At 36.3% G+C, this 11,183-nt stretch carries 14 protein-coding genes; 6 read left to right on the top strand and 8 right to left on the bottom strand.

Going from position 1 to position 11,183, the window contains the following annotated elements; all coding sequences use genetic code 11:
- Positions 1–289 precede the first annotated feature (289 nt).
- The 3 genes from EKL95_RS02495 (at position 290) to EKL95_RS02485 (ending at position 2,298) form a co-directional block, all read left to right on the top strand.
- Positions 290–643 (top strand): hypothetical protein, encoded by a 354-nt coding sequence (locus tag EKL95_RS02495; protein WP_148103988.1) that lies wholly within the window; start codon positions 290–292, stop codon positions 641–643.
- Between the two features lie 343 nt (positions 644–986).
- On the top strand, positions 987–1,967 hold the full coding sequence (locus EKL95_RS02490; protein WP_126563477.1) for a hypothetical protein: 981 nt from the start codon (positions 987–989) through the stop codon (positions 1,965–1,967).
- Between the two features lie 82 nt (positions 1,968–2,049).
- Positions 2,050–2,298, top strand: a complete 249-nt coding sequence (locus tag EKL95_RS02485; RefSeq protein WP_126563476.1) for a hypothetical protein — start codon at positions 2,050–2,052, stop codon at positions 2,296–2,298.
- Here EKL95_RS02485 and EKL95_RS02480 read toward each other — a convergent pair.
- Positions 2,295–2,750: a hypothetical protein gene (locus EKL95_RS02480; protein WP_126563475.1), complete on the bottom strand. Its 456-nt coding sequence runs from the start codon at positions 2,748–2,750 to the stop codon at positions 2,295–2,297. The genes EKL95_RS02485 and EKL95_RS02480 overlap by 4 nt on opposite strands.
- On the bottom strand, positions 2,747–3,301 hold the full coding sequence (locus EKL95_RS02475; RefSeq protein WP_126563474.1) for a hypothetical protein: 555 nt from the start codon (positions 3,299–3,301) through the stop codon (positions 2,747–2,749). The genes EKL95_RS02480 and EKL95_RS02475 overlap by 4 nt, the downstream gene beginning before the upstream one ends.
- 56 nt (positions 3,302–3,357) lie before the next feature.
- Here EKL95_RS02475 and EKL95_RS02470 point away from each other — a divergent pair, with 56 nt between their 5' ends.
- Entirely contained in the window at positions 3,358–3,558 is a 201-nt protein-coding gene (locus tag EKL95_RS02470) for a hypothetical protein (protein ID WP_126563473.1), read from the top strand.
- Here EKL95_RS02470 and EKL95_RS02465 read toward each other — a convergent pair.
- The 6 genes from EKL95_RS02465 to EKL95_RS02445 form a co-directional block, all read right to left on the bottom strand.
- The gene (locus EKL95_RS02465; protein ID WP_126563472.1) at positions 3,544–5,040 is read right to left on the bottom strand and encodes a phage minor head protein; all 1,497 of its coding nucleotides are present in this window, start codon (positions 5,038–5,040) and stop codon (positions 3,544–3,546) included. The two genes, EKL95_RS02470 and EKL95_RS02465, sit on opposite strands and share 15 nt — an antisense overlap.
- A gap of 86 nt (positions 5,041–5,126) precedes the next feature.
- The gene (locus EKL95_RS02460) at positions 5,127–6,377 is read right to left on the bottom strand and encodes a DUF935 family protein (protein WP_126563471.1); all 1,251 of its coding nucleotides are present in this window, start codon (positions 6,375–6,377) and stop codon (positions 5,127–5,129) included.
- A gap of 1 nt (position 6,378) precedes the next feature.
- Positions 6,379–6,840, bottom strand: a complete 462-nt coding sequence (locus EKL95_RS02455; protein ID WP_126563470.1) for a phage protein Gp36 family protein — start codon at positions 6,838–6,840, stop codon at positions 6,379–6,381.
- A gap of 1 nt (position 6,841) precedes the next feature.
- Positions 6,842–6,994, bottom strand: coding sequence for a hypothetical protein (locus EKL95_RS14865; protein ID WP_158614836.1), 153 nt, complete (start codon positions 6,992–6,994; stop codon positions 6,842–6,844).
- Positions 6,995–6,998: 4 nt separating this feature from the next.
- Complete coding sequence (locus EKL95_RS02450; RefSeq protein WP_126563469.1) at positions 6,999–8,525, bottom strand: hypothetical protein; 1,527 nt, start codon at positions 8,523–8,525, stop codon at positions 6,999–7,001.
- Positions 8,512–9,075 (bottom strand): terminase gpP N-terminus-related DNA-binding protein, encoded by a 564-nt coding sequence (locus tag EKL95_RS02445; protein WP_126563468.1) that lies wholly within the window; start codon positions 9,073–9,075, stop codon positions 8,512–8,514. Before EKL95_RS02445 ends, EKL95_RS02450 begins: the two co-directional genes overlap by 14 nt.
- A gap of 189 nt (positions 9,076–9,264) precedes the next feature.
- On the opposite strand from EKL95_RS02445, the gene EKL95_RS02440 reads away from it, so the two are divergent.
- On the top strand, positions 9,265–10,263 hold the full coding sequence (locus EKL95_RS02440; RefSeq protein ID WP_126563467.1) for an HK97 family phage prohead protease: 999 nt from the start codon (positions 9,265–9,267) through the stop codon (positions 10,261–10,263).
- Positions 10,264–10,269: 6 nt separating this feature from the next.
- Entirely contained in the window at positions 10,270–11,166 is an 897-nt protein-coding gene (locus EKL95_RS02435) for a hypothetical protein (RefSeq protein ID WP_126563466.1), read from the top strand.
- Positions 11,167–11,183: the final 17 nt, after the last annotated feature.

Below are 11,183 nucleotides of genomic sequence, written 5' to 3'. Positions count from 1 at the left end.
TATAGAAATCGAATTCGACCTTTAGTGCTTAAAAATCAAAAAGATGCAATATAAAATTCCTTAACTTAATGACATTGACCGCGCACAGGGCAAAGAAATAGGATTAGTATTCCTCTTTAAATACGATTTAAACGGCAATTTAAAGCTATTTGAAATATGTGAGGGAGTTTTAAACAAAGAACAACGACATTGGTTGCTAACTGGGTATTTGCCCGAAGGAGTAAAGTTTGAGAATGCAAAACAGTTATTAGCACAGCTAGAACCAAGATTTCCAGATGAAGAAAAAATAATGATAAACATCTGGATGAAAGACGAAAAATATACCAAAGTATTCCTAGTCACAGTATCACCCGCTGATTTATCCTTTGATGCTCTCTGGAACTTGTTCGACTACAAAGTAAGCCGCCAAGACGCCGAAAAGCAATTTAAAAAGCTAAAGCCCGCCGAAATAATAAAGTGCTTTACTGAGATTCCGTTTTATCTCGATCACTTAAAGAAAAACCCGGGCATTGGTAAATTACACCTCGCTACTTACATCAATAAGAAACGTTACGAAGACGAACGCCCTCAAATAGCAATGAAAGTGGGCAGGGTTTTTAATCCAATGTTAAAAGATTTAGCTACTAAAAAAACGAGTAAGTAAACGATTATAACTGTTAAGCTAGCCGCCGTTTTTTCAATGGCGACTAGCGCAAGTTATAATCGATAAAATATCCCGACGCAGTAAAACAAAGGATATTTAAACATTTCCTAATTTTAATTAAATAAAACAACAATATCATGAGGTAAAATAGCAAAACCCAAAACGATAATATAATATAAAATATGCTATCAGGGGTGATAATCGTTTATAAGCAGCTTGTGAACAATAGTAACTTGCTGCTTTTTTTAGCTTTAATAAATATTTGTAAGGTAAAAGTCTTCTCTGGACCGATTTGAAATATTAATATTATTACTACATTTGAATATAATTAAAAAATTAAATTATGAAAAAATTGTTGATTTTATTGCTGTTTTGTTGTTTTGCCTATTCGCAAGAACAATATAAAATATCTGATGCGAATTTTAAGAAACTTGTATCGGTAAGTAGCGAAGTTGCTACTAAGGTTAAATTAGTAGAGCACTTTTTAGAAGGGAATCAATCTAAATTGAATTCCAATAATATAGAAATAAATGACCCATACATTCAGCTCATAAAAGATCCTTTAAGTAAACTATCAGAGAAGGAACAAAAAAAAGCAAACGAGATTGTTTGTATTGATTGTTATGAAAAATGGTGGCAAGCCCAACTGTGCTATAAAAATCAAGTTGTAGAGAGTAAAAAAAGAGTAAAGGACAGTATTGAAAGCATTAGAATTAAAAAATTCGTACTTGAGAAAAAAAGGCAGGATAGTATAGAAAATATTGCTAAAAGTAAACCCGTTGTAGTTTCTTCAGAAAAAGAGAATCCTTATGATGTATTGCAACGAAGCTTATACGCTTTTTCTAAAACCAACAGGAATCTAGCACTTTTCCGGAAGATGGATTTTAACTATTCGGGACCGCAATTAAGTAGTTATTTACAGTCGGATATGGGAATGGCTTCAAAATCTTTTAAAATTGGGGCTACAGATGTTACAGAAACTTTTATTCCCAAAGTTTCAAATGGTAATGAATATCTAACAGTAAAATATTTGGTTACAAAAAGAACGGATATTATTGGGGCTTATGATGCTGATGAAGTGATGATTATAAACTCAGTTGAAATTACTGGAACTCCACATTTAATTGTTGAATTATTTTTAAACTATTGGCCACGAACAGTGAAAATTGGCGGTTATAAGCAAGGAGATATTGCTTTTAAAGAACTTTTAGGCGATTATATAACCATTTCAGGCGTTACTCCAAGACTTTATAAAATAAAAATAGGTAAAGGAAATATGAATCCAAATTATGAAACAACCTACGGGATTAATAAAAAAAAGTAAATCCTAAACCCGACATAAAAATCGGGTTTTTTTATATAAAGTTGTGTTGCACAATAGATAAAAACTATTTACATTTGCTTATATGTCTGTATCCCTAAATCGTAGTCTTGGTATTCAACGCAATAAGCTGTTACGTTACAGACTTATCAAAGAGCTGTACCAAAAACACAAGACTGAGGATATTCCCACAACAGTTGTATGGCGCAAATACATTTGCCCAATTTATCCCATTTCAAGAACAACACTTTACGAAGTGCTTTGTACTCCAGTCACTTCTGAACTTAAAAAGATCGAGGATTTAATAGCTATTCAAACAAGATTGTTTAATTAAACATTTGTCATTCCTATAGTATAAGTCACTTCGTACTCCTGAATACCATCATCCCTTTTCACTTTTCTCATGGCGGTGCGCATCATAGCACCTGCAGAACCACCAACAACTACACCGTGCAGTTTTGCATGAACACTTTGTACGATGTCCCAAATAGCCCAAGCTTTATCCTTTTGTGGTTGTGGGGCCCTCGCACTTGTATTAGTTAGTTTGAGATTAGCAATACTTATCACAATAGTACCTGTGGCCATTTGGCGATTTTGAGGTGTGGCCGTTTTATCTTTTCCAATATCACTATACTGCAGCGCTCCAATATCTATCAACGCCAAAGGAAATTGCGTGGGCGGATTGGGCGAATAATCATCGAGTTGTCCCCAATCTTCATCTACATATTTCATTCCAGGAATAGTGCTTAAACTACTTTGAATACTTTCTAATACTATCTTGCTCATCGTTTGAGTTTGTTAAATATTTCTTTTTCTAAATCTTTCATGTTGCGGTCAACTACTTGCTCAACCCGTTGGCGCAGTTGTGGATGATCACCAATAAACTGCCGTTGTTTGACTTTCATTTTAGCACCTACTTTTTGCAGGGCTAAGGCTCTCCACATTGCCGCTTCGCCTGTCAATCTTTTGTTTCTAGCCGTATCTCTATTCACAACTTGCTGGTCTTTATCTCTTTTCATTGTGATAGCTCCATCACTTTTGAAAAACATCGCCCAAAAGAAGCGTTTCATTCTTTCGGTTACAATAATTTCACCGCCCTCATTTTGTAGGCTTGCATAAGGCAAACTACTGGACCAGGTAATATCATTATTAGATTGTTTTGATCGTATGGAACGTCTCAATTTACCAGTACGCATCATAAGGCTTCCTTTATGGTTTGGGATTTTTGAATTTTCCCAAGCTTTATCAAAGAAGGCTTTTCGCTCAAAATTTCTGTCGAATTCGTCTGTTAGCTCAATGCGTACATCTGAGAGAATGTTTTTTATAAAGTCTTGCATACTTATTTTACACTTAAATCATTGTTATTCAAATAACATTTACTAATTTTGTACTTATGTCAAAAGAAGAATTAACTACACAAATGCACTCTGAGTTTAATATTAGTACTCAAGCTAATATTAAATTAACTGCTTTTATGGCACTAACTGACATGAAAGAGCTTGGTTATAGCTATGAAGAAATCACTTCTTTATATGAACTTACCGAAGTACAAATCAAAAGTTTTGAAGACGAATTTAAGTTACTTACCAAGTAAATATTCCTCAAAAATTGCTCTTTGCACCCTGCTTTTTAGATTAAGTATACCATGCCAATTTTCTCCTAACAAAACTTTTTTACCATAATTTGTATAAGCTACCTTGTACATGGGGTACAGTCCATTACTTCCCTTTTTTGTTTTTGTACTAAAATCTTTAAACTGAACTTCATTTAGTTGTCCACTTTCGTAAAGTCTTTTCGCTTTTCTTTTAATCGTAATCATGTCTGTTGCTGAATTACAAGCAAAGCCATATTTGCCCCAAGTATAGCCCCCGATATCTATATTAGCGAAAACCTCAATTTGCGCAATTTTTGCGTTTTTATATTGTTGATATAATGACTGAAATACTTTTTTAGAAATTCCATTGCCTTGCAGGCTTGATGGAACTTTAAAATAATCATGATAAACAGTTTTTATACCTTCTTTAAAATAATACTTTCTACTTAAGTAAAACCCGTCATCAGTTCTATGAGTAGTGATAAAGTAATCATCCTGTAGACTTATTTTTTTTGATGAAAATACAAGCTTGTTATCTTTAGCTATTTGAGACATTGAATTGTCAAATTCACTAAAATCAAAGCCCTTAAAATTAGAATTAAAAAAATCAAGACCTTTACTAGAATAGTCAATTTCAATATTTCTAGTTCTTAAATCTTTTATTGCATCCTCAGTAATTTGAAAAGACTTCTTATTTATTTTGATATTTTTTTCTACCTCTTTTGCACCCTTCACTTTTCCGTAAGGATGCGCTGGAGGAAAAACTACCTTTTCTGCACCAGGATTAAATCTAAAAATTTCTAAACGGTTCTTGCCGTCCTTGCCTATTTGGCTTGTGGCTTTTTCACCTGAAGCAATTGCTTTTTCGCTGTCGCTAGTTGGATATTTGTCTTTTAAGACTTCTACCACAGTACAACGACAATTCCAACCATTCGGTGGTGTGTATGAGTTCCAAAACGGATCAGACTTTGGTAAAGTTATATCTCTTAATGCATCGTGTTCCGCACGCACTCGGTTGTCTCCCGCTGTACGGTATTGCAACTCATAACGATCATTATCGCCAAACTCATTCCACTTGGTCGCCATTTGTGATGAACCAACAGCAAACTCATATTCAGCTTCTAAATAGTTCTTGTTGTAGGTTATATTCAGTTTGTCATACTCATGCGACAATTGACTGAAAGGTTTCAAATTTCCGTTTTTATCTAACAATAGTTTTGAAGCTTCAAAAAGTTGGGCGTTTGTTTTTAGACCGCCAAATAAGCGAGCGTTATCCTGTAGTGCATTTCGCATCACTTCCGGCATATCATTGTCAGTAATGGCAAAATTGAAAGCATCAAATGTTTGATTCATCAAATCTTTATAGGCTTTCTCTTTTTGTAAGTCTTCAGGTCTGTAACTACCAATCTCGTGCAAACGTTCAAAGGCCGTTTTACCTGTGTTTAAAAGGTTTTTAAACGAGTCATTAATGGCTAAATTCAAGTGCCCAGATTTTGACTTGCAGTCTTCACAACCACAATCGTACAAATTGGAAATTCGCAAATGCAATGCCCCAAAATATTCAGGGCTTAGACGAAAAAACCGTCACCTAGATTAAGTGATAAGTTGGCTGGTGCCGCTGTCGTTTTAGTCCCTATTACTTTGATGCCAAATTTTTCTTCTACCCATTTAGGGTCAATTTCTAAAAAGTTAGCCGCCTCCGTTACCATTTTCCAAAGTACGCCTAAGTCTTCGGTTGCATCATATTTATACAATACACCTGGAGGTAGAATCCCTAACACTTGCAAAGCAGGAATCACTGTATCACGCCAGCATTGTTCTATTAACGATAAATCACTATCTACAAGGTCGTCAAGAATTCCAATTGAGGTTTTTTCTTTGCCGTTTGAACCGTTTTTAGTGTCTTGACCTACAACGGTTCCAGAAACTCCCATTGATAACTCATTGTTACAATACTGCAATAAGTTAGAATATACGTCTCCATTAGTATTCACACCTTTGGCAAACTCAAAGCTTTCAGAATCGTCAATAATAAAGTAAGCAGCTGAACCCATATCAGCCATCATTTGTTTGGCACGATTGACCATTACTCGATCTTGAGTATTCGTTTTCATAACTCGTGGCGGGATTCCGTAAATCTCACACAATTCACTCCAACAACTACCGCCAAAGCGTTTGAATAATACCATTGGTACACAACCATCCAATAAGCCTAAAGTGGTGTTCTTTTCGCCAAATTCAATTAGCCAAGAACCGTATTCTTTTTGTTCTCTATACTTGATTTTTTTATCATCGGTATAGTCATAATAAATATAGCCGGTTACTGGGTCAACATTTTGACGTGGTATAGTGTCAAAGGTTAAAACAGGCTCATTGTTTACGAGTTTATACGAGAACTCACCCAACGAATGACGTCTATACACTGTTTCTAAAATTGCTTTATTGATTTGAAAAACAAAACCTTTGTCCTGGAGCAATGTCGTTAAATCATCATTGGTTTTTCCATCGGCATTTTTGATACTAAAGGGACGGCTCAATGATTTAAGCATTCTATTATTGACCTGAGACTGGAGGTGTAAATCTTTCATAATGTTATCATACAGGTTTTGGATAGGAAAGAATTTTGGATTCTCTTCTACCATTGCCATATTTTGAGCATTAGTCCAGATCTTAATGTCCTGTCTTGTTTGACTAATGGTTTTCGGTACAATATTCTGAATGTAACTATTCCCTGGCTTAGTGCTACCACTTACTCCAAGGTTTACCGTTTCAGGCTTTTGCCCAAACGGGTTTTTTATAAAATCTGTAATTTTTCCCATCTTAATAATCGTGATTAAATTTTGCTCTTGAACCAAATTCAAAAGGTTGTTTGTCGCCTGCTGTTGTTTCGTCTCTTACCAATTGTGGTAATGAGGAAACGTTGATCGTTCCCGTGGCCACTTTTGTGAACCAACTGGTGGCTCGGTCATAACGGTCTTTTGCTTTTTCATAGATAAAGTCGGCATTGCATAATTCTGCTACATACCACTTTGCCAGGGTGCAACAATGTTGTACAACTAAGGAGTGGCGGTCGTTCCCTACTTTATTAAAAATGTTCTCTACATCATACAATAATCTACCATCCAACCATTTTTTGTTGTCAGTATTTGGGGTTAAATAACTTCTAGCTTCCTCTATAGCAGCGTTACAGGCTTGAGCGACTAAATCATCATTGCCTTCTGTGATTTGGTCTAGCTGGTAATTATAGATCACACTGCCTAAATCTTCTTTATTTATAAACATATTAATGCTGTTTTATTATTTTTTCAACGACCCGCACCCAATGGTTCTTTTTTCCGTGTTGAACATCTTTTAATTTGTCCTGGTATATATAATGTTCCACATAAACCGGAAAGCCTAAAAAGTCAACACCTACTTGATAAATTACTTTTCTCATAATTCTAATATTTACGATTGTTAATGTGTCCTACTACATACTGTGAATTTTCTTTGCTCGCTATGTTTTGAATAATCCAAACTCCACCTTCTAATCCATCGGGGCCGTCCATCATTTTTGAATTGGGTGCTACTCCTAGAAATTCCTCCGCCATTGTTTTCATACTCGGGTTGTCTATTTCGTCAATGTTGAAATACAGACAGCCCTCTTTGTGTATCGGTTCTAAAGTTCCCTCTACACGAGTGTATTTATCATCTTTTTTCCTTCTGTCTAATGACATAAACAGCGGGATTCTATTTAATAGCTTAGCGACTGTTTTTATTAAAGGTTTTAGAACTTGTTCCCAAAAAGGGTCTTGTAATGAGTTGTTTTCAATCCAAGTTTTGAAGGTGTCCACCTTTTTACTCTTCACCCAATCGTGTGCATGGTATAGATTTTTAACAAATGTCTGTTGGGTCATGTTATCAAGCCAAACCTTGTATAAATAAAAGTTTCCTTGTCGGTACCCAATAACACCAGTGAATTTTCGAGAGCTATTTTTATTGTCTTTATTACTCGTGGCTGGGTCAGAATAAACTAACACATGTTCACAAGCTCGAAGCGGTGGACATTTAGCCCAATGTACTTTTTTGAATAATTTACCAACACGAATGGGATTGTTGAAATACTCTTTTTGAATGGCACTCGTGGTCATTGTTCTAAAAGCCAAATTAATCAACGCCTCTGTATTACGTTGTGGCCATGTAGATACTCCTTTTTCGTCTCGAATGTTTACGATATCGTGAATGTTGGCTTTTTTTGCCATTTCAGTAATGCAGCAATATTTAGCAATGATATTACCACAGGCAATAATTAATAACGGCACCGAAATGGAACGGGTTGGAATTAAGGCAGTTTCAATCCATTGGTATTTTTTTTCAATGGTTTCAGGATTATTACAATCGACATCCGTGTCAATATCATCAATCAATATCAAGTCTGGACGTGCTGCATCGTTACGAGTTCCACGAGGGGATTGTCCCGCACCAACGGCTCTAAATGAAACGCCTTTCTTAGTCGTAAAATCACCTTCAGCCCAACCACTTAAAGCCTCCTGTACTCCATAGTCGTTTTTTAAACGGTCATTAACTTCGAATATCGTTTTGTAGGGCTTTAAAAGCCTTTCGGCATCATCATAAGTGGCAGAAACTAAAATTATAGTCTTTTTTTTACCCGTCATTGTTAACAAAAGAACGTCCATCATGGTTCGACCAGACTTAGATAAATCTCTAGCCCAGGAACGCACCTCATACCATTCGGGATTGTCCAGAACTCGCTTAGTTGCCTTTTTGTGAAAAGTTGCTGGCTCTGAGGTATAGAAATTTGGGAAATAGTACTTGTACCATTCCTCTGGATGCTTTTCTAAATGCGCAATCCTTTTTAGTTTTTCGGTTGCCGTTTCATTCAAATCTACGGGCGTTGCTCTGTATTGATTGACTACAAAGGCATCCCAAGCTAAAATTTGTTCTTTATCTTTTCTACTTAGTGCCATCGCTCATTTTTTGTTTGATAAAGGCATCACAATAGGTCGTTAACTGATTAGCAAAGGCAGAATCAATACTTCTAATAAAAAGAACTAGATTTTTAGCAACTGATATGGTTTCACCAATATTCGTCTCCGTTTCCAATCGCTTAATAGCGGTGGTCAACTTCGAGATCATATCCGTGTCTTTTGAATTTGGAAAGTTTCCAATCAAAATGGGGTAGTCTTCAGCTTTATATACAGGATACTCTAGTTTTTCGTCCCCGTAGCTATCTTTTAGTTTTATAGGTTTCAACATAAAGTTGGGAATATCACGAACAACCGGGCGTGTCTTTATCTCATCATTTACGGCTTGTAATTGACCATATAATGCAGTGATTTGACTGTCCTTAGTTACTAATAACGATACTTTCTCTTTGTCCCAATCTCCTTTTTTTACCCAAGTGCCAACCGTTTTCTCAGTAAGCTTTAAACGTTCGGCAATTTCCTTTTGGCTGAGCCCGTCATTAATGTAATACCTTTTTGCTAGGTCATGTTCAACCTGTTTTTTGACTCCCATATTTGCGTATTTAATAGCAAAGTTGACAGATAAGAGGCTTTTAAAAAAATTACTGTTTACTTGCTTTACAACTCTGTAAGGTTCTCAAACACAAGTGTTCGGTTACTGTGCTGTTGTTTTTTTGAGAGTTGTGTTTGACTAATCTTTGTCATCTCAAAAGGCAAGAACTGCCGACCAAAACACCTACAAATGGCCAGACCAGAATACTTTGTTTTTAATGACGAAAATGTGAGAAACTCTTATGGTTTTTACATTAATACTTTGGGAATTAAAATGGATCGCTTCAATGATAATCCAGTCATGTTGAACAACCATATAAACTCGAATGAAAATGTTATTGGGAACTGGTCTGACTCCTTGAAAGAAAACGGACTATTAAAACTAAAACCCCATTTCGATGAAGAAACGAATCTAGGTAAAGACGTAGCCGGTAAAGTAGATCGTGGCTATTTAAAAGGTTGCTCGATGGGTATTATTCCTAATTGGGATAGTGTTCAAAAAGTAGGCGACCGCCTCATCATGATGGAATGTGAATTAGCGGAAGGTTCTATTATTCCAGTACCATCAAATAAAGGAGCAATTGCCATTTATAGTGTAGATGGCGAACTCATGAAAGAAGAGGATGTAAAATCTCTTTGCTTATCCGTAACCGAAAAAATAAACGGAATTCCTGAAAATTTAAACTCAAAAACAGATATGAACAAAATCATTTTAAGCGTAGCGGCTCTTATGGCTTTAAGCTTTAAAGACCAGCCAAAGGATGGACTCGATGTTGCTGATGTAGAAGCCAAAGTATTAGGCTTATCTAAACAAGTAACCGACTTGACAGCCGAAAATCAAGGGCTAAAATTAGCGGCAGAAACTGCCAAAGAAGCTCAAGAAGCTGCAGTAAAATTAGCCGCAACCCAAAATGTTGATTTGGCAATCACTCAGGGCAAAATCCCTGCAGACAAAAAAGAAGCCTTTGTACAATTGGGAATTACTTCACCTGAAGTGTTGCAAACCACATTGGATTCTATCCCCGCAAAACAAAATTTGGGTGCGGGTGTAATTGTTCCAGGAGGAACCGGAGGAGCTCCAACGGTAGCAACTATGGATGAGTTCCAAAAGTTGTCAGTTGGTGATCAACTGTCATTCAAGGCGGACAATCCAAATGAGTACAAAAAATTAGTAGAATCAATTAAATAAGAAAATATGAATTTTCCAGAAATTTGGGTAAAAAGGGTTATTCAAAATATAACCAACCAATCCGTTGCGCCTTGGCTAGACGGGATTCCAGAACTTGATGCTGACTTTACAGTTCTTGAAGAGGGTTCTGCATCTGAGCTTACGGTGATTAATATTCCACGTGCGAATTTTAATCCAGATGTATTGGTAAACAATAATGTTTATCCAATTCCAATTCAAGCGTATTCCGATGATGGGGTGGTATTGTCTATTGACAAGTATCAAACGAAAGCCACTTCGGTTTCAGATGACCAAATCATAGGTTCTGCTTATGATAAAATTGACGCTACAACTCGTAGTCATGTCAGAGCGATTTTAACTAAAAAGTTCAAAAAAGCAATTCACTCTATTGCGCCAACTTCTACAACAGCAGCTACACCAGTAATTGCAGCTACAGGAACGGCAGTTGGAGGCATAGCAACTTTGCAGTATGATGACCTTGTTGCGCTTAAAGATAAATTCGATGCTGATGAAGTTGATCCAACCGAAAGAAGAATCGTGTTGTCAACTAAGCATTGGAACGACTTGCTAATTGACCGTAAAAACTTTGGGGATCAACTTGTTAATTATAGAACTGGAATGCCAGCGCCAATGATTGCAGGTTTTGAATTGTTCCAATATAACGGAAATCCTTTGTACACTAGCGCGGGTGTGAAAAAAGCATTTGGAGCTGTTAAAGCAGTTGGAGACCGTGAAGGGTCTGTTGCTTTTTGGAAAGGTGGAATTGCAAAGAAAACTGGTTTAACAAAACAGTATTTTACTGCAGCATCTACTGATACTGGAAACCAAGCTAACCTTTTAAACTACCGTCATTACTTTATGGCGTTGCCGTTTGAGAGCAGATTCATTGGATCAATCTACTAGTGCCAAAAACTAGAACC

It is taken from the genome of Flavobacterium sp. LB2P53, from assembly GCF_003970305.1.
In the GTDB taxonomy this organism is placed as follows: Bacteria; Bacteroidota; Bacteroidia; order Flavobacteriales; family Flavobacteriaceae; genus Flavobacterium.
This window is presented reverse-complemented; position numbering and strand designations above follow the sequence as displayed.